The sequence below is a fragment of the Psychrobacter sp. S1-30-MNA-CIBAN-0213 genome (assembly GCF_040309845.1).
GTDB lineage: Bacteria > Pseudomonadota > Gammaproteobacteria > Pseudomonadales > Moraxellaceae > Psychrobacter.
The window spans coordinates 116654-137190 of the sequence record NZ_JBEOPE010000006.1 but is presented as its reverse complement, the minus strand read 5'-3'; the positions used below and the strand labels follow the sequence as shown (position 1 = coordinate 137190).

Below are 20537 nucleotides of genomic sequence, written 5' to 3'. Positions count from 1 at the left end.
TTAAAACAGATGATTAATGGTGGGTATTTCTTGCTCTTGATTCTCTTCATCAGCAACCACCTGCCGTGCAACATGCATGATAAGTTGTCGTAACCAGCGATGCGCTGGATGATGCTGTAATAACGGTGACCATGCCATCGTCAGCTCAAATTCAGGAATAAAGAATGGTGGCTCTTTCATCATAATACTATCGTTATTGGCCTGCATGCGTGCAACTCGGGTCGGCAATGTCGCAATCAAATCTTTGTTTGCCGCGAGCATGGCCGGCATCTGATAATGACGAGTAAAGACACTGATTTGACGCTTTTGACCCAAACGTTGTAGTGCTTGATCGATAGAGCCAAGTCCGCCAGACTTTTCTGGATTGACTCCGAACCCCACGCCCATACCTGTCTTGGATACCCAGACATGCTGCGCTTTTAGATAGTTTTTTAGATTAAAACGGTTAGCATAAGGGCTTTCAGATGAGAGTAAGCAGCTAAAAGTGTCGCGCCAAACTAATACTTGATGGAAGCTTTGCGGAATCTCGTTGAAGCGGTTAATCGCCAAATCAACTCTCCCTTGCTCCATATCACGATAAGACACGTCTGAAGGTGTCAAAAAGTCCAAAATCACATTCGGTGCTTCAGAGCGTAAAGCTTTTACCAGTTTTGGTACTAACGTTGCCTCAGCATAGTCTGAGGTCATAATACGAAAGACACGTGACGTGCTATACGGTCGAAACTCAGTACGCGGCTCAAGTACTTGAGTCAGATCAGCGAGTATCTCACGAATACGTGGTTGCAGCTCTAAAGCTCGTTCGGTCGGCGTCATACCTTCAGATGAACGCACCAATAACGGGTCGTTGAATAGCTTACGCAAACGTCGCAATATATTACTCATTGCAGGCTGGGTGATGCCTAACTGCTCAGCAGCACGTGTGACGTTTTTTTCTCTTAACAATACATCTAAATGCACCAATAAATTTAAATCGACCCGCTGCAAATTCATATGTATTTCTCTTTTACTTAGAATAAATGCTATTTAATAGTTAGCAATTTTTGCGTTGTTTTTATAGATAATTATGGGCGTTATACAGCCATTAGTAGGAAATTAAGAGTATTTTTTGCATTAACTTTGCTCAATATTAGCTATTATAACGTAATTCTTCTAAACTCAAACCATTGTTTTTGTTACTCTATATATTATAGAAATACCAAAGATAACTATCATAAATTAGGTAAATCTTGGTAACCCCGCTATAGTGAGTTATACAAATAATTGACAGCACAGACAATAATTCTTATCTCAAATCGTTATTTTATTTATATAACTAAACAACGTATTTGTACGATGGGTTGTTACGTAGCTCAACGATTAAGTGCTAGCATCATCATCATATAATGCTTTGACTATTTATGTCTAAATACGCAGTTAGTTATTGTAACATTTCTTATTAGTAAGCAGAGATTTGGTAGGTGGTGAGATTTCTGCTGCAATGTATCGAGATATGAATGTCAATACAAACCTAATATGCTTTGACTACTAACTACTTTTTCTAGTAGAGTCAAGTAAACCTCTTGTATTTTACAGCAGGTTTGTTTAGGGTAATAGAGATAAGATTTATAGTAAATTGTCATTCGCCGTTTGTGAGGCGGACTTCAATTTGCCCTTAGTAGTACCAATAGCAATTAAGTTTCAACGCAAGTTAGTACAATCGTAATCCCTGTAAATTCCTCGCAAATCAAATTTAGTTACGATCATTTTACCACTTGATTCTGTGCTCGTTAGAATTTGTTCGTCAAACTTTTAATACCCCACCAAGGAGACTGTAGATGTCAACTACTTATAAATCAGCAATCGATTTAGTACGTGAATTAAAGCAAAAACACGGTAACTGGCAGAATATCAGCGAAACTGATGCTGCACGTATGATGGCACAAAACCGCTTCAAAACTGGTTTAGACATTGCAAAGTATACTGCAAAAATCATGCGTCAAGACATGGAAGATTATGACAACGACACATCTCAGTACACGCAGTCTCTAGGTGCATGGCATGGTTTTGTTGCCCAACAAACTATGTATGCTAAGAAAAAATACTTTGGTACTACTGCTAAAACTTACATCTACCTATCAGGTTGGATGGTAGCAGCCTTACGTTCTGAGTTCGGTCCTCTACCTGACCAATCGATGCACGAAAAAACATCAGTACCTAAGCTAATCGCAGAAATCTACACGTTCTTACGTCAAGCTGATGCTAAAGTGCTAAACGACTACTTCCGTGAGCTAAACGCTGCTGAAGAAGCGGGTCAAGATACCACAGCCATCCAAGAAAAAATCGAAAACTTTGATTCACATGTTGTGCCAATCATTGCTGATATCGATGCTGGTTTCGGTAACGAAGAAGCGACTTACCTATTAACTAAGCAAATGATCGAAGCTGGTGCTTGTGCTATCCAAGTTGAGAACCAAGTATCTGACGCTAAGCAATGTGGTCACCAAGCTGGTAAAGTAACTGTACCGCATGAAGATTATATCGCAAAAATCAATGCGATTCGTTATGCATTCTTAGAGCTTGGTGTTGAAGACGGTATCATCGTTGCTCGTACTGACTCTGAAGGCGCATCACTAACGCAAAAAATCCCAGTATCAAATGAGCCAGGCGATCTTGCTTCTCAGTACATCGACTTCATCGAAATGGAAGAAGTGACGCTAGAGAACGCGAAAGAGAACGATAGCTTGCTTAAGCACAACGGCAAACTTGTACGTCCAGTTCGCTTGCCAAACGGTCTATATCAGTTCCGTGAAGATACTAACATCGACCGCGTTGTCCTTGACTGTGTAACCGCTCTAGAAAACGGCGCTGACCTACTATGGATCGAAACACCGACTCCAGACGTAGAACACATTAAAATGATGGTTGATCGCATTAAAGAGCAACAGCCTAAAGCTAAGCTAGTTTATAACAACAGCCCATCATTCAACTGGACGCTTAATTTCCGTAAGCAAGTTATCGCTCAGTGGGAAGAAGAAGGCAAAGACATCTCTGCATACAATAAAGATGACTTGATGAGTGCTGATTATGACGGTACTGAGCTTGATGCAGCAGCTGACGTTGCCGCTAAGAACTTCCAACGTGATGCATCACGTGAAGCTGGTGTATTCCATCACTTAATCACGCTACCTACTTACCACACGACAGCACTTAGCGTTCATGAACTTGCTAAAGGCTACTTCGGTGAAGACGGTATGCTTGCTTATGCAGCTGGCGTACAACGTAAAGAAATTCGTGAAGGCATCGCTTGTGTTAAGCACCAAGCAATGGCGGGTTCTGACCTTGGTGATGATCACAAAGAGATCTTCTCTGGTGACAACGCTCTAAAAGCTGGCGGCGGCAAGAACACAATGAACCAGTTCTAATTACCGACCATCTCTAAGTACAGATTACAAGAAAAGCTGCCCTACATCATGTAGGGCAGCTTTTTTATTGCAACTTAAATAATTGTAGAATGGTAGACTAATAGTTATTAGTCAGAATTATTAGGAGCCATCATGCAGGAAATAGAGCTAAAGTTTTTAGTACCAGAGTCGCGGCTAAAGAGCCTGATGCGTCAAGCCCAAGTCAAGTCCTCACAGATTACGCAACTGGCAGCGCATTATTACGATACACCTGATCAACAGCTTGCACAGGCTGGTATTGGCTTACGTATTCGTAAAGAAGGCGACACCTGGGTACAGACTATCAAAGCTGGTGGCGATGGTATTGCGGCACGTTTAGAGCATAATGCTACATTAGATAATGCAAAAGTACAGGCCATGCTGGATAATAATAAGCTAATGCCTGATTTGACGATTTATAAGAACACCTCAATTGCCTCTGCTTTGGCCGATTTCAAGCTCAAAAAACTGGCACAAAAACTAACACGCCAATATGTTACTGATGTACAGCGCACTACCCGTTTGTTAATGGAAGACAGTAAAGATGAGGATAGCAATAGTATTGAGATGGCGTACGATCATGGAGAAGTTATCCATGGTCATGATGATACCCAGCGCGATCCTATTCAAGAGATTGAGTTTGAGCTGGTCTCAGGAGATTTAGACTTTTTATTTACGACTGCTAAAACGTGGTGTAAGCGTTATAAGCTCTGCTTGTCTACCGTCACCAAAGCTGAGCGCGGTGGTCTACTAATCACTGGGCAAAATCATAGTCCAGCGGTTAAAGCTGACCTGAGCCAGCTGAATATTAACAAAGACAGCAGCATGCCTGCCTTTGTACGCGCAGCAGTGCATAATTGTCTGTTGCAGATATTACCGAATAGTAGTGCTGTCGTGGCTGGCAGCAAAGATGATGAGCATATCTTACAACTATCCATTGGTATTAACCGCCTGCGTGCTGCATTACAAGCATTTGCTGGCTTTTCTGATGAGCTTAACCCTGACTGGCTGCCGATATTAAAACAAACAGCGACCTTACTTGGTAGCTATCGTGAACTCGCCTATCTTGCTTCATATATCGAACCTAAACTGCAAGAATTTAGTGCGCCTGTAGTCGATTGGACTGCAGACCTCGAAGCACTAAAAATTAAGCCTATCGATGCGGTAGCAGCCAATGACTTTCAATTAACTCTACTGGAGCTGATTGCCTTTGTTATGAGTGATCCACACCTTGAACCGCAAGCTGATAAGTGCGCCAATGATAAACTGGCAAAAATACTATCTAAACAGCATACAAAGTTTGTGAAAGCCGAGCAAAGCCTAGAAAGTAAAAATGATGCCAGCGATGATGGCTCTGATAGTAAGGATTTGGAAAGCGTTGATTTACATAATGTTAATTTAGAAAGCAGTGATAAAGACCAAGCGCTGCATAAATTATACCGCCAATTAACAGATTTACGCTATATTAATGAGTTTGCCGTGCCATTATTGAATAAGAAAGATGGTAAAAAGAAAGCCAAACGCTGGTTAAAACGTTTGATAAAAGCGCAAAAAGCATTGGGTCGATATTGTGAACATCTTCAATATCAACAATGTTATCAGCAAAAGTCAGAAGAAAACTCTAATGCGCTGTATGGTGCAGGCTGGTTTGCTGCAACGCTAAAAGAAGACCTTAAACGCACTGAAAAACACTTGCCTAAAGTGAAAGACAGTTCGATATTTTGGTAAAGGTGTTCATACAAAATAATAACAATGCAGAATAAAAAAGACAGCTCCATTTATAAGAGCTGTCTTTTTTAACCTTAAATTGATAAAGGTAACATCGCCAGTTATTTATAAACTTTATTGACCAAACCAGTATCTAGCTCGCTACTATAGTGACGGCTGCGCCTTCTTCTACTTGCTCAAACAGCTCAAAGATATCCTCATTACGCATACGTACGCAACCATGTGATAGTGGTATACCCATCGGCTCAGTGTCTGGTGTGCCATGAATATAGATATAACGCTGATACGTATCACAGCCGCCTTGACTGTTACTGCCTTTATTAACACCTTCCTCAAGACCACTTAGCCATAAAATACGGCTTAATATCCAATCACGTTCAGGATGTAGCGCGCCAAGCTCAGCACTATATACCTCGCCCGTAGATACTCGTCCAACAAACACAGCATTCATAGGCTCATCCTTACCTATCTTCTTGGCAATGATATGGTTGCCGAGCGGTGTGCAACCACTATCTTGCTGGCTACCAATGCCGTTCTTAGCAGTGGATACTTTATATTGAGCAAGCTCAGTTTGCTGCTGATATGCTGTTAGAGTTTGCTTAGCAATATTGATTACTAGCTGCGTATCGGTACGGTTGTTATTTATCATAAAAGCTTCCAGCTGTCATTCATAACATGATTAATAGCATTATCAGTAAAATGATTATAAATTTCTATTATTAAGGGATTGTATCAAGACATTTGGCACCGTAATATAGGGGCACACTTTTTGATGCTAGCAGATTATGACGACTATTTCACCGACACGTGTGTCGATGTATGACTTTTTATACCAAGATACTCAGCCAATGGTGTCGTTATTAGCTGATGTCGCTCAGCTATCATTACCACAGACACGCCTTGCAGTTGGCTTTGGTTTACAAGCGATTGTAAGTGCTCTACTCGCTTATCAACAGCGTTATCAAGGTCTGTCTGTTAGCAAAAAGCTATTTAATCGTAGTGCAGTAAAAGAGCTACGTCGATACAATTCTATGAACTTTACAACCATCAAGGCAACGTCATATCATCGTCATGATGTCGCCAATGCAATATTTAAAGACAGCACTGATGTGATCAAGGCTAGCGAATACATAGCAAATAAGATTGACGCTACTACCTCTCAGGTCCAAACCTTGCTCACTTGTCTGTGTGTTATCGTTTTACGAGAGCTTGCAATCTTAGCGGACTATAGCCAGCTTGATAATGATGAGATTGACAAATGGTTTGCTTTGCAACCACAGTTTTTATCACTTGAACGCTTTGCAGCTATTGAGCCGAAGATAACTCCTGCAGATAATAAAGAATATACCATATCGACAAAATCGACAGAGTTAGAATTTGATAGTAAAGAGCTTAATGTCTTTGAAAACAGACAACTATCAAGCGTGCCCCCATCTTTCGACCCTTATTGGTATGAGCTGACCGCATTCAAACCCGATAATTATAAACCGGTACAAGATATGCAGCTGGCAACTGGTCACTATCTAAAAGCCATCGGCCGTTCATCTGATAATTTGCAGCAAGGCGGGCATAATGACTTGTTGATATTTGCAGAAATGACGGCCATCACGTTGCCGCATCAACGCTGGTTATTACAGCTGGCCAAAATTTCAGAGATCTACTTGCAGCGCGATCGTTTGCGCATTACCTCTGAACCTGAAAACCCACCAAAACCACCTTTGGTAAGTTTAGGGCTAATCGGCGGTAACAGTGAAAGTGCGCCAGCAACTACTAGCGAGATACCAATTGAATACGATGCACCAGTCCCTATTTGGAAAAACCCCATTATCCTGATTATTATTTTGGTTATTGGTAGTCTCAGTGCACTTGCGACCTTAAAATACCAAACGCAGAAATCTAATGGTGCCATACCTGCAACGGCAGAAGTGTTAAAGCAAGACCTCATGGAAGAACGTCAACAGCAGGATGTAGCCATTGTGATGGTAGATGATGGTGAAACTGATATTAAAAAAGCAGCAAAAACTGAATAGAAGAGATTAGCTATTAGAGCATGTTCATAAAATAGGCTTTTAATAAAATTTAGTAGCAATAAAAAACAGAGACACTATTGATATAGGTCTCTGTTTTTTCTGTAATCTAAAGGCTTACTTGACTATCAATAGTCTATAAATCTTATTTTGATAAGTCACGACCACGGCTGGCTTCAATAGCTAGACGTAGACCATTTAGACGGATGAAACCTTCCGCATCTTTTTGATCATATGCGCCAGCATCATCTTCAAAAGTCGCGATTTTTTCATCGAACAAAGAATCATCTGACTTACGACCAACGACACTAACAGCACCTTTGTACAACTTCACACGTACCGTACCGTTGACATACTCTTGTGATTTATCAATCAAAGCTTGTAACATCATACGTTCAGGACTAAACCAGTAACCATTGTAGATAGTTTTAGCATAGCGTGGCATTAGCTCATCTTTTAGATGCGCCGCTTCACGATCTAGCGTTAATGACTCAATGCCGCGATGCGCTTTTAACATAATTGTACCAGCTGGTGTCTCGTAGCAACCACGTGACTTCATACCAACGTAACGGTTTTCTACGATATCTAAACGTCCGATACCATGCTTGCCGCCAATTTCATTTAGCTTAATCATAATCTCATATGGCTTGAGTGTCTCGCCGTCAATCGCAACGATATCACCTTTTTCGTATTCTAATTCTAGATATTGCGCTTCATCAGGTGCTTCTTCTGGGCTGACTGACCAACGCCACATATCGTCTTCTGCTTCAGCATATGGATCTTCTAGGATACCGCCCTCATAAGAGATATGCAGTAAGTTAGCATCCATTGAGTAAGGAGATTTGGTCTTATTACCCGCATAATCGATCGCAATATCATGCTCTTTAGCATATTCCATCAAGCTTTCACGGCTAGACAAATCCCACTCACGCCAAGGCGCAATGGTCACAACATCTGGAGACAAGGCAACAGCACCGAGCTCAAAACGTACTTGGTCATTGCCTTTACCGGTCGCACCATGGCTGATAGCGTCAGCATTGTGTTCTTTGGCAATCTCGACCAATCGTTTGGCAATCAGTGGACGGGCGATAGAAGTACCGAGCAGATACTCACCTTCATAAATAGCATTGGCACGGAACATAGGAAATACATAATCGCGGGCAAATTCTTCACGTAAGTCTTCGATATGGATATGTTTGATGCCCATCGCTTCAGCTTTAGCGCGCGCCGGCTCTACCTCTTCACCTTGACCAATGTCAGCAGTAAAAGTAATCACTTCGGCATCATAGGTTTCTTGAAGCCATTTAGCGATGATTGAGGTATCAAGGCCACCTGAATATGCCAATACGATTTTATTGATATTTTTTGGATCAAGCTGAGCCATGAACAACTCCTAATATAAGAATTTAGTTATCGGAAAAGATGCTAAGAATGAATTGAAGTATAAATTGCCTACTCAGTGTACATCATATTCACAATTGGCAAAAGTGTAACTCTCTTACGAGTCATAATTTATCAACAATTCATCTTATATTTGCTAGCGATATTGATGATAATTGTAGTGATAATCATGAAAAAGGTATTCAAAGACTGCGTCGTTATATTTGGTTGCATATTTAGTCAAGCAGTCAAATCTGCTATTATAGTAAAGAGCCAAATATCGATGTAAATAAACATTATGATGGATAAGCATTGTTATAAAATAAATATCCTTATGTTAAGCAAAATATTTAACCATAATTTTTGAATTTGAGACGACGGGTCAAAGAACCTATCTCAACCCATAGCAGCAACTCTGATGTTTTATTTTCATCTATACCCTTTATACACCTTTTTTTAACGATAGCAATTATTACAAAACTTGCGCCTTAGCGTCTTTTACTATCATCTTTTTTCACTATACCTTAAGACATAGAAAACTATGACCCCAATTACTGATTCCATTAAAGAGTTAACTATCCTTCAGCCAGACGATTGGCATATTCACTTGCGTGATGATAAGGCACTTGCCACTACTGTAGCGCATGCGGCGGCAAGCTTTAATCGCGTCATCTGTATGCCAAATCTAGTACCACCAGTTAAAAATACTGATGATGCGCGTGCCTATCGCGCTCGTATCATGCAGCATTTGCACGATAGTAATTTGGATGCTGAGCGCAAAGCTGCTTTTGAACCACGTATGACTTTATATCTAACTGATCAAACTACCGCAAAAGATATTGAAGTAGCTGCCCAATCAGGTATCGTACAAGCGGTCAAACTGTATCCTGCGGGCGCTACAACCAACTCTGCTGATGGTGTCACGGATATTAATGCCTGCGTTGATGTGTTCGAAGCCATGGAAAAGTATAATTTACCACTACTACTACACGGTGAAGTAACGCACGACCATGTCGATATTTTTGATCGTGAAAAGCGCTTTTTAGAAGAGGTACTTGGGCAAATTATTGCTAAATTCCCTACTCTCAAAATTGTGATGGAGCATATTACTACTAGCGACGCGGCTGACTTCGTATTAGCACAAGGTAATCAAGTTGCGGCTACTATTACCCCGCAGCACTTGATGTTCAACCGTAACCACATGCTATTGGGTGGTATCAAGCCCCACTTTTACTGTTTGCCTATCTTAAAACGTAAACAACATCAAGAAGTGCTGCTAAATGTTGCTACTAGTGGCAGTCCAAAATTCTTTTTGGGAACTGATTCAGCACCACATGCAACAGACAAAAAAGAAGCCGCTTGTGGCTGTGCTGGCTGCTACAGCTCATCAATTGCCCTACCCTTATATGCGACCGCATTTGATAGTGTCGGCAAAATTGATAAATTAGAAGGCTTCACTAGCCGTTTTGGTGCACAGTTTTATGGCCTACCAGTTAACGAAACTACCGTTACCCTAACGAATAACCCTATGCAAGTGCCTACAGGTTACCCTTACTTTGATGGGCAAACGCTTACACCACTAATGGCTGGTGAGATGCTACCCTGGTCTATCAAAGCATAAACAGTACACAAATCCTCTCAATGCTATCGAGATGCTGCGAGTGTTCAATTGCTATTGTTTTGATAGCATTGGACATTAACAGCATCTCAATGTATTCGCATCACCGATAGAAGTGACTTAACTTAATATGACCACCCAAAACAAAGCTACCTTGTCTACTGACGACTCATTAAACACTCAAGCCAGCATTGCTTCTGATAGCACTCTAAATATGCAGTCAACTACTGATGTCTGCTCTAGTACCAATACAAATGAGACTGAGCAAGACTCAGCTCCAATGACTATGAAAGAGCGCTTTCGTAAGTTTGTACCCGTCATTGTCGATGTCGAGACAGCAGGATTTAATGCACAGACCGATGCACTATTAGAGATTGCTTGTATTCCAATCTTATTAGACGAGCATGGAGTATTTTACCCAGGAGAAGCACTCAATGCTCATATTGAACCTTTCGAAGGTGCCAATCTAGAGCCAAGATCACTGGCATTCACTGGTATAGACCCTAACAACCCTATGCGTAAAGCAATTGCAGAAGATGAAAAGACTGCGCTACGTCGGATCTTTAAAGGACTAAAAGAAGTACGCCGTGCTGAAGACTGTCGTCAATGTGTACTAGTCGGTCATAATGCGCATTTTGACTTAGCATTCTTGAATGCCGCAGTAATGCGTACTAATAGCAAAAACCATAACCCGTTCCATCAATTTTCAGTGTTTGATACGGTTACTTTATCAGCTTTGGCCTTTGGTCAAACAGTACTAGCACGTGCTTGTAAAGCTGCTGGGCTTGAGTTTGATGGTAGTCATGCTCACTCAGCACTTTATGATACTCAAAAGACAGCCGAGCTATTTTGTCATATTCTAAACCAGTACCCTATGTTGCCCAATGCTTTACATACTGAGCAAACAGAGGTAGAGTTAACTGACAACGACGATGAATAACCAGTAGCATGCAGATATCGATTATGTCTATTCATCATTATGATTAGCCAGATAATTTTATTTTTGGAATAACTTTGCCATCTTGATTTTATAATCAATAAGGACGTAACTGTTAGGATGATGATAAATGACAAGCAAGATAACTGTCACTCGAGGTTTGTATATTATACTGTCTAAATAAAACTGATGGTTCGCTTTCTTTTTATGGATTCCGTCTGTCTCAATATGATGTCCTATAGATGACTTAAGTTACTCATATCCCAACTAGTATATGTAATATGCTAATTAGGGAACTACGGAGGGGCTTTATCATGGATCCACAATTTAAGTTATGGGGTACTATCATTGGTTATATGATACTCGCTTTGACTATCAGCACCTGTACCTCTCTATGGATTCGCCATCATTTAAAGAGTAATGACTTACATCCACGCCGTGCTATCAAAAAAAGATATTTAATTTTAAAAAGACGAAGAAAAAGGCTTGACACAAAGCGCAGACGCCATTAGAATGTGCACCACTTCAGCATAAATGGTGAAAGCAGCTGAAGGTGCAGTACCTAGTCCCCATCGTCTAGAGGCCTAGGACACCGCCCTTTCACGGCGGTAACGGGGGTTCGAATCCCCCTGGGGACGCCACATATTAAAGCGCTATTGGCAATTGTTTTAGCACTTTTGAAACCCGTAAAATCTATAAGATTTTACGGGTTTTTTTATGCCTATCTTTTTCTAGTAGTTGCATTAACCCAGATGTAGATAACATAAAAAGCCAGCAGGACGCTGGCTTTTATTATAGAACACTAAGAATCAATACTTTATTAGAATTTGTCAGATAGCATAAACCATAATAATGCCAATATGATTAGCGCACCCAATACAGTTTGAATTAAGAAAAAAGCTTGATGCTGCCCCACAACTTTACCTAATGTTAAACCTAGTGCATTGTACTTAATTGGCTGAGCATCGACTTCACCTGTCTTTTCTTGCTCTTTGTAATAACCTTTCAAAATTTTCAAAAATTGTTTCCACTCATTAGGAGCCCAGTTATAGGGTTTAAAAGGCATAAGTGCCTTGGCTTTAGGATCACTGATCATCCAACGTTCAAGTATGATGGAGCGTAATGACCAACCAGTAAATCCGCGCTCGCTAATCGCACAGAAATCTAAAGTTTGGATATCTTTATGCCTATCATCCATGAGTAATCGATTTTTCAAATTAGTTAATACTTGCTCTGTACCCTCTACACATTGGAAAAAGTATCCATTGCCATAGCAAAGTACACCAGTAATATCATCATCTTTATTATTTTTTATAGAAATTTCAGCAATATCATTTAGTGTGCTAGCGCCAGATAGTCCCGTTGAAGTAATCCGGCTAACATATACAAACTGGTAAAGATCAATCTCTTCTAAATGGTTCATAGTAGTAACGTGCGACAATTAAATGCCCCTTAACATTAGACGAATAAACGCCTATAGACTTTAAAATATAATAAATAAGACAGAAAACAGAATTTTTATGCCTTGTCATATTATTGATATTATAAGTTTTTATTATTAATTGTATTAACTTGGTTACATCATAAGGCAGTTAGGTCAACTAAGCAACTTATTACGTTAATACAACAATAAATTATTGTAACTAAACAATTTTTCATCTTCTATTATATTCGGAAAGGCTGATATTTAAAGGGATTAAGTTGACTAGAACCAAAAATAGGTTGAATAAAGAATTCTGGCAACACAATCTATTGAGAGTTAGTTATGAATAAGAATTAATTATAATAAGAAAGCTAAAAGAACAGAGAACAAATAGGAAGGGTGGTATTAACGAATTCTATTTATAAAAAAGCTTCGTTAATACAATGGTCTAGCTTTGAGCGTTGAGAATAGCGGCTAGCAACGTAGCATCTTCAGGATAGGTAAGTTTGATATTTTGACGACTGCCAGTAACGAGTCGAATAGGCAGCTGTAAGTGTTCGAAAGCACTGGCTTCATCGGTAATAGCTAGTTGATGTTCAGCGACATATGCTAGTACTTTCTGCAGCTGATCTAGTCGAAAGACTTGCGGGGTTTGTGCTTGCCACATATTACTACGGTCGATAGTACGTTTAGTATAAGGATGTGTGCTGCTACTTATTGTATTATCTACGAGCTCAGATTGGGCAGTAGACTGGAGATAGGACTCTTTTAGGGTATCAGCCACAGGTGTGGCTAAAATAGCGCCATAAGGCTCTAGTATCGCCGCTTCAATAACTTGATCGATATCATGACTGGGCACAGCAGGACGCGCAGCATCATGTATCAGCACTAGATCTGAATCCTTAGCACCTGCATTACTGATGGCCTCTACCCCTGCCTGTACTGACTGCCAACGCTCAATTCCACCGACAGCATAATGTATAGGAAGTGCAAAATCTAACGTCTGTGCTGTGCTGTCATCTGCCGCTATTACCAATAAGCACTTATCAATATAAGTACTACACGCAAGCCTTGCCACACTATGCTGTAGCAGCGTCTGATCTTGCAGCTGGATATATTGCTTGGCTATAGACGCACCAAAACGGCTACCGCGACCAGCAGCGACGATCATGGCATGTATACGAGGTATAGTATTCATAAGGTAGTACTCATGGTTAAAATCCATGACAGTATGGCTAGACAAAAATGAAAACTAGGAGAAGTGAAGACTTTAAGATGTACAACGTCTCTATTATAGGTAAGAGAAGAAGATAAGTCTTTAGAAAATCAATAGCGACTGTGCGTGGTTGGTGCGGTTGATACTTGTACAAAAGTCTCATTTGGCTTAATCAAGCCCAAATCTAAACGAGCATGCTCTTCTACTGCTTCAAGACCGTTTTTCAAATCATGGACATCGGTACGTAACAGGTTGTTTGCCGCCACTTGATTGTCATTCAAGCGCTGCTGATCTTCAATTTGAGTTAACAGTTTGTTGCGCTCAAAGCGACCATTTTCACCCAGCCAATACTGATATTGCAGACCCAAAAGTACTGCAACAGCTAGAGCGAGTAATATAAATTGGCTTAAGTATTTCATAAAGTGATAACGCCAAACCATATAGAGATAATAAAATAAACACTAATTAAGCTTGCTAGGCGAAATACAAATAACGATATATCGCCTAGCTTTAGCTATAAGTTCAGATTCTTAACCACGTAGACCAATGAACTCTTCACGGCCACGATAGCTTGCACGGACTTGTTGTTCGATACGTAGCAACTGATTATATTTCGCGACGCGATCTGAACGGCATAGTGAGCCAGTTTTGATCTGACCAGCAGCAGTACCAACCGCTAAATCTGCAATAGTACTATCTTCAGTTTCGCCTGAACGGTGCGAGATAATCGTTGCATAGCCATTTTTCTTCGCAAGGTAAATCGCATCTAGCGTTTCTGATAATGTACCAATTTGATTAAACTTAATCAAAATTGCATTGGCAATATGCTTATCAATACCTTCTTGTAAAATAGCAGGATTGGTCACAAATAAATCATCACCAACCAACTGAACCTTATCACCAATCTGCTCAGTCAAATACTTCCAACCATCCCAATCTGACTCATCAAGACCGTCTTCGATAGAGATAATAGGATATTGACGTGCCAATCCAACTAGATAGTCGGAGAATCCTTGACTATCGAAAGCCTTATTACCCTCGCCTGCCAAGATGTATTGACCATCTTTATAGAACTCGCTAGCAGCACAGTCTAAAGCCAAATGAATATCTTCACCCGCTTTATAGCCAACTTGCTCAATCGCCTGCATGATAACAGTGATAGCTTCTTCATTGCTACGTAAGTTCGGTGCAAAGCCGCCTTCATCGCCGACTGCTGTATTCAAGCCTTGTGATTTCAAAACAGACTTTAAGCTATGGAAAATCTCCGTACCAGCACGCAACGCTTCTGAGAAGCTGGTGAAACCAACTGGCTCAATCATAAATTCTTGGATATCAACCGTATTATCCGCATGCTCACCACCGTTTAAGATGTTCATCATCGGTACAGGCATTGTCAGCGACGTCTGATTACGTAAGTTGGCAATGTATTGATGTAATGGCAGATTTTGTGACTTAGCAGCAGCTTTGGCAGTCGCCAGTGACACGGCTAGCATCGCATTAGCACCAAGACTGTCTTTGTTTTCTGTACCATCTAACGCAATCATAGCGTCATCGATACCTTGCTGCTCTGTAACATCTTTATCTACCAAAGCACTGCGAATCTGGCTATTAACATTGGCAACGGCTTTTTTAACGCCTTTACCCATATAGCGATCTTTGTCGCCATCACGCAGCTCGAGCGCCTCACGTGAGCCAGTAGAAGCGCCGCTTGGAGCAGCAGCACGTCCGATAGTACCATCGGCTAAAATTACATCGGCTTCAATCGTTGGGTTACCGCGCGAGTCTAAAATCTCACGAGCGCGAATGTCTTTAATTGCGGTGACGTTGTTGGTTTCTTCAGCGTACATAATGTCTGTTAATTCCTTTGGTCATGCCAAGTTTGTGGGATAAATAACGGCAACTAGAATACAAAAAAGATAAAGCAAAATATCATATAGCATCCGTGTCTAAAGTTACTTTAGACATCTATACAGCCAGCTACTTTTTGACATCTTTAAATGTCTAATTGGTGCATCAAATACTTGACTATAGTGCTTGGCATAATAGCATATATTTTGCCAAACTTCCCTTATCTTACACCAACTTGCGCCCATAAAATCAAACATAAGTAATGATGCTAGCGGTTATAGTCTCGTTTAAGTGCATATAATATCAAAGACGATATGATATTTATATCTTCGCTGAGCTTTGCGTCTCCATATCAGATGGAGATACCGTATTATGTAGCTCCACCTCTGTTTTAAATCGTGTCAATCGTAACGCATTCATTAATACTGAAATGGAGCTAAGCGCCATAGCGGCGGCGGCAATCATAGGGTTTAAAAAGCCAAAAGCGGCAAGCGGAATACCAAGGCAATTATAGATAAAAGCAAAAAACAAATTTTGCTTGATATTACGCAGTGTTGCTTGAGCAATTTTTTGCGCAGCATCGATATGCATGAGCGACTCGCCCATCAAGCGTGCAGAGGCGCTATGCTGAGCAACATCAGTACCCTCAAACATGGCAAAGCTGGCATCCGCTGTTGCCATCGCTGGCGCATCGTTGACACCATCACCTGCCATCGCAACTTTATGACCAGCAGTTTGCAATAAGGCAATTTGGCTTGCTTTATCACGAGGGCTCATTTTACCGTAAGCTTGTTCAATACCCAGCTGCCCTGCCACATGATCGACGACGGACTGCTTATCACCACTCATCAAAATGACATTGATACCAGAATCCTGTAGCGCGGTAATGGCTTGCGGCGTATCAGCCTTTAAGTCATCAGCAAGGGCAAAAGCACCAAGCGGCTCATCATTAATACTAATCGCAACGGTACTAGCAATTTGCCATACCTTTGGCATCAGCTTAGGCAACGTCAAGTTAGCAAACTCTGCCGTACCGACTTTTACAAGACCTAAGCCTTCGATATTTGCTTGTATACCAGCGCCTTTGATGACGCTAATATCAATCACATTCATTAACGGTAAGTTTCGCGCGGTAGCCGCATTGATAAGCGCAGTCGCTAAGGGGTGGCTGGCATGCGCCTCAACGCTCGCGGCAATTTGTAAGACATCATCAATGGCAAGCGACTTATCTACCATCACATTGTCCACGATAGTAGGCTTACCGATGGTTAATGTGCCTGTTTTATCCAAGACAACGGTATCAATATTACCTGCGGCTTCTAGGCTTTGCGCGTCTTTAAACCAAACGCCATGACGCGCAGCGACACCCATACCAGCCATGATAGCGGCTGGTGTGGCCAAACCAAGTGCACACGGACAGGCAATGACTAATACAGACACTGCATGCATCAAGGCGATGTCAATCATACCGGTCAACCACCATGTCAGCCCAAAAGTGACAATAGCAATCGCCACTACGACTGGGACAAATACTGCCGTTACTCTATCGGCAAGGCGTGCTAAATTGGCTTTTGAGCCTTGCGCATCACTGAGCGCCTGCACCATATCACCAAGCTTCGTATCGCTGCCTTTAGCACTGACGCGATATAGTAAGCTGCCGTTTTCGACTAGAGCGCCTGCTAGTAGTCCATCGCCCTCTTCTTTTTTGAGTGGTACTGACTCACCAGTTAAATGACTCTCCACGCACCAACCACTGCCACCGATAACCGTACCATCAGTTGCTACGCGGCTCCCTTGCTTAGCGCGCAAAATATTACCAACCTGCACATCTTGCAGGGCAACATTATGAAAGTCGCCATTCGGCTGCTGCTGCTCGACTTCATCAGGGGTTAATGACAATAATAAATCAATACTGTTAAGGCTATGCTTTTTAGTACGCTCTTCAAGATATTTACCCGTACGAACAAACGCAATGACCATCACCCCTGCTTCAAAATACACAGCAGGACCGCCATCCGCACCGTGACCACTTTGCAATAGACTGTTTAAAGTACCATCGCCATGAGTGAGCCATAAATAAGTTGAGTATGCCCAAATGGTTACCGTACCGATGACCACCAGCACATCCATATTGGCAAGACCACCTTTGATTGACGCCCAAGCGCTTTTATAAAATGGTAACGCCAGTCCAAATTGTACAATTGTCGCTAAGATAAACTGCATCCAGACCGGTAGCATCCATGACATACCCTGACCGAAAAGCATGCCTGCCATACCAACTAAAAATGGCACCAAGCAAATCCATAACCCAATCAGTCGCCATGGGTATTCAGTCGCCGTATCTTTATCTGTTTTCGCAAACAAGCTATCACCTGCCTGCAAGTTTGCAACGAAACCCGTCTTATTTACCCAATCCGTGACTTGCTCGGGCGTGGTCTGCGTCGGATCGTAATCTACATTGGCGGTCTCGCCAGCGAAGTTTACACTCACCTCATATACCGACGGCTTTTTATTAAGTACCTTCTCGATGCGTGAGGCACAAGCCTGACATGTCATTCCATCAATGGCCAGTTGCAGGTGTGCACGCTCGGGCGCGAGCGTCGTATTAGACTGAATATCAGTCTCAACATCATAGGACTGGTCATTGGCGGTACGGGTAGAATCATTCATAAATAGAACTCGTCATTGCGTTATAGCGTTTATAAATTCGTATGAGCAATAAAAATATCAGTGGATGGGAAATCTAAATGAAACAAGTAGGACATTCTAAAATTAAATATCAGTGTTAATATTAAATGGTTACGACTGCTGTCTATTCAAGTCAGATGCTCTCTGCAAATCAATAACAGCAAGCCAGTTAAGTTACAGAAGCAACCCCATATTCATAACCACTGTTAATTTAAATATCCATCAAAAAACCAGCCATGATAGCTGGTTTTCTTACATAAACGACAATGCTTAAGAGTTAGCGACGGTCGCATCAAATCCAGCTTCGTCGATAGCAGATGCAATAGCTTCTGCACTGGTTTTGCTATCGTCAAAGGTTACCGTCGCTTGATTGTCTGCAAGCTCGATACTGATATCATCTAAACCATCGATATCGGCGGTGGCATTATGGACGCTTGCCACACAGCCACCACAAGTCATGCCATCAATTTTAATAATACGTGTTTGGTCTGCCATGTTAGGTTCCTTATTCTTGTAAATGAGTTTTTATAAATGAATGTTTTTATAAGTAAATAAACTGCTTTTATAGTTATTTTCTAAAGACTAATTTTTAAAATAACTGTCTTTTAAAGTTTTATAAAAACAATACTTAATCAGCATAATCCGTATTGTCGTTAACAACAAGACTCCTTGGTTATCACTTTATTAACAGAACCATAAATTTGTGCCAAAACGATAAGTAACATCTCTTATTCTAGGGCAAAACCTGCAAGCAATATCTAATCATGATGATGTGGATTTTGCGGTGCATCAATAGGAAACGGCTGGGTAACATAATCGACCATGCTAATTGCGGCAGTTAAGGCATGAATACTGGTATCGGTATCATCGTAGCTTACGGTAGCAATGTCTTTATCAGGATCGAGCTCGATCGCGGTTACCCCTGTAATATTTTTAAGAGCAATCATCACGCTCTCTAATCCTTCGGTGTCATCGATATTTTCGATACTGACTTGTGCAATTTGGATGGCCATTATCTTACCCTCTTATCATTTCCTACATTGACTGCATTAATGAGTATCTAATACCTCAAAGCCTTTGACCAAATCATCAATCTGCTTCAGCTGACGTAAGAATGGCTCTAGTTGACTCATACGTAGTGCACATGGGCCGTCACACTTTGCCGTTTCTGGGCTTGGATGCGCTTCTAAAAACAGCCCTGCTAGTCCTGTTGCCATACCTGCACGGGCAAGCGTCGTTATTTGCTCACGACGTCCACCTGCACTATCGCTACGCGCACCCGGCTGCTGTAAGCTATGTGTCACATCAAAGAATACTGGAATATCCATCTGCTTCATGGTATCAAAGCCAAGCATATCAACAACTAGATTATTATAACCAAAGGCACTCCCGCGCTCACAAAGGATAAGCTTATCGTTTCCACCTTCAAGGCATTTATTGACGATATGACGCATCTCGTGCGGCGCTAAAAACTGCGCTTTTTTAATATTAATAATCGCGTCTGTTTTAGCCATTGCATGTACCAAGTCAGTCTGGCGTGATAAAAACGCAGGAAGCTGGATAACATCAGCAACCTCAGCGACGGGCGCTGCTTGATATGGTTCGTGCACATCAGTAATGATCGGCACTTGGAACTTTTCTTTAATTTGCCCTAGCCAATCGATACCCTGTTCTAGTCCAGGACCTCGATAAGAGTGTAGGCTTGAACGGTTGGCTTTATCAAAGCTGGCCTTGAATACATAGCCAATCCCCAAACGCTGACATATCTCGACATACTGCTCCGCAATTTCAAACGCTAATTCTTTGGACTCTAAGACATTCATACCACCGAACAATACAAACGGCTGATCGTTACCAATATTAATCGTATTGTTATTAGGAGTAGTAAGCTTAATATGTGATTGCGCGGTTAATAAGTTATCCATGAAGTCATTGCCCTCTTTATTGTTATTCATATTGCTATCCCATATTGTAACCGATAGCCCAATTAAAAAAAGTGTACAAGCGTAATTAGACACAATCAGTAGTCATCAATCAATAATCACGCAGTAGTCATCAATCAATAATCACGAACGTCATATAGTCGATACTAAATAAAATGGATACATGACATTATGATGCGTGACTGGTACAAACTTTTCTTGCTTGCTGTGCCTACGCAGACAGAGGCTACAAAAAATTTATACCAGTCCCACTGTATATCTTTTATATTGACCTGACTATAGCGTTAAAACTCCAGTGTCACAAAAACAT

Annotated in this window: 16 protein-coding genes and 1 tRNA gene; 6 read left to right on the top strand and 11 right to left on the bottom strand. The window is 41.3% G+C overall.

Features of this window, described 5'->3' with window-relative positions; all coding sequences use genetic code 11:
• Complete coding sequence (locus AAEY87_RS08000; protein WP_068036814.1) at positions 1–990, bottom strand: LysR family transcriptional regulator; 990 nt, start codon at positions 988–990, stop codon at positions 1–3.
• Between the two features lie 824 nt (positions 991–1814).
• On the opposite strand from AAEY87_RS08000, the gene AAEY87_RS07995 reads away from it, so the two are divergent.
• Entirely contained in the window at positions 1815–3401 is a 1587-nt protein-coding gene (locus AAEY87_RS07995) for an isocitrate lyase (protein ID WP_068036815.1), read from the top strand.
• A gap of 132 nt (positions 3402–3533) precedes the next feature.
• Positions 3534–5147: a CYTH and CHAD domain-containing protein gene (locus AAEY87_RS07990; protein WP_350656700.1), complete on the top strand. Its 1614-nt coding sequence runs from the start codon at positions 3534–3536 to the stop codon at positions 5145–5147.
• A gap of 133 nt (positions 5148–5280) precedes the next feature.
• On the opposite strand, the gene AAEY87_RS07985 is transcribed toward AAEY87_RS07990, so the two are convergent.
• Positions 5281–5796, bottom strand: coding sequence for a L,D-transpeptidase family protein (locus AAEY87_RS07985; protein WP_350656699.1), 516 nt, complete (start codon positions 5794–5796; stop codon positions 5281–5283).
• 136 nt (positions 5797–5932) lie between these two features.
• On the opposite strand from AAEY87_RS07985, the gene AAEY87_RS07980 reads away from it, so the two are divergent.
• Positions 5933–7177: a hypothetical protein gene (locus tag AAEY87_RS07980; protein ID WP_350656698.1), complete on the top strand. Its 1245-nt coding sequence runs from the start codon at positions 5933–5935 to the stop codon at positions 7175–7177.
• A 142-nt stretch (positions 7178–7319) separates the two neighbouring features.
• Here the strand turns inward: AAEY87_RS07980 and AAEY87_RS07975 are convergent, their stop codons facing one another.
• Positions 7320–8558 carry an argininosuccinate synthase gene (locus tag AAEY87_RS07975; RefSeq protein WP_068036829.1) on the bottom strand — a complete coding sequence of 413 codons (1239 nt, stop codon included), beginning with the start codon at positions 8556–8558 and terminating at the stop codon, positions 7320–7322.
• A 537-nt stretch (positions 8559–9095) separates the two neighbouring features.
• Between AAEY87_RS07975 and pyrC the strand changes: the two genes are divergently transcribed.
• The 3 genes from pyrC (at position 9096) to AAEY87_RS07960 (ending at position 11750) form a co-directional block, all read left to right on the top strand.
• A complete protein-coding gene (pyrC, locus tag AAEY87_RS07970) occupies positions 9096–10175 on the top strand; it encodes a dihydroorotase (RefSeq protein ID WP_068036832.1) in 1080 nt (359 codons plus the stop codon).
• 277 nt (positions 10176–10452) lie between these two features.
• On the top strand, positions 10453–11112 hold the full coding sequence (gene rnt, locus AAEY87_RS07965; protein ID WP_068039308.1) for a ribonuclease T: 660 nt from the start codon (positions 10453–10455) through the stop codon (positions 11110–11112).
• Positions 11113–11674: 562 nt separating this feature from the next.
• Positions 11675–11750 (top strand) — tRNA-Glu (locus AAEY87_RS07960).
• A gap of 179 nt (positions 11751–11929) precedes the next feature.
• Here AAEY87_RS07960 and AAEY87_RS07955 read toward each other — a convergent pair.
• The 8 genes from AAEY87_RS07955 to kdsA form a co-directional block, all read right to left on the bottom strand.
• Positions 11930–12532 carry a BLUF domain-containing protein gene (locus AAEY87_RS07955; RefSeq protein WP_068036840.1) on the bottom strand — a complete coding sequence of 201 codons (603 nt, stop codon included), beginning with the start codon at positions 12530–12532 and terminating at the stop codon, positions 11930–11932.
• Positions 12533–12980: 448 nt separating this feature from the next.
• Entirely contained in the window at positions 12981–13757 is a 777-nt protein-coding gene (gene ispD / locus AAEY87_RS07950; RefSeq protein ID WP_502945459.1) for a 2-C-methyl-D-erythritol 4-phosphate cytidylyltransferase, read from the bottom strand.
• 101 nt (positions 13758–13858) lie between these two features.
• Entirely contained in the window at positions 13859–14167 is a 309-nt protein-coding gene (locus tag AAEY87_RS07945; RefSeq protein WP_068036846.1) for an FtsB family cell division protein, read from the bottom strand.
• Between the two features lie 111 nt (positions 14168–14278).
• On the bottom strand, positions 14279–15595 hold the full coding sequence (gene eno / locus AAEY87_RS07940; RefSeq protein WP_068036849.1) for a phosphopyruvate hydratase: 1317 nt from the start codon (positions 15593–15595) through the stop codon (positions 14279–14281).
• A 322-nt stretch (positions 15596–15917) separates the two neighbouring features.
• A complete protein-coding gene (locus AAEY87_RS07935) occupies positions 15918–18266 on the bottom strand; it encodes a heavy metal translocating P-type ATPase (protein WP_350656695.1) in 2349 nt (782 codons plus the stop codon).
• 288 nt (positions 18267–18554) lie between these two features.
• On the bottom strand, positions 18555–18779 hold the full coding sequence (locus tag AAEY87_RS07930; RefSeq protein WP_068036854.1) for a heavy-metal-associated domain-containing protein: 225 nt from the start codon (positions 18777–18779) through the stop codon (positions 18555–18557).
• A gap of 263 nt (positions 18780–19042) precedes the next feature.
• A complete protein-coding gene (locus AAEY87_RS07925; protein WP_350656694.1) occupies positions 19043–19297 on the bottom strand; it encodes a cation transporter in 255 nt (84 codons plus the stop codon).
• A 36-nt stretch (positions 19298–19333) separates the two neighbouring features.
• Positions 19334–20209 carry a 3-deoxy-8-phosphooctulonate synthase gene (gene kdsA, locus AAEY87_RS07920; protein ID WP_350656778.1) on the bottom strand — a complete coding sequence of 292 codons (876 nt, stop codon included), beginning with the start codon at positions 20207–20209 and terminating at the stop codon, positions 19334–19336.
• Positions 20210–20537: the final 328 nt, after the last annotated feature.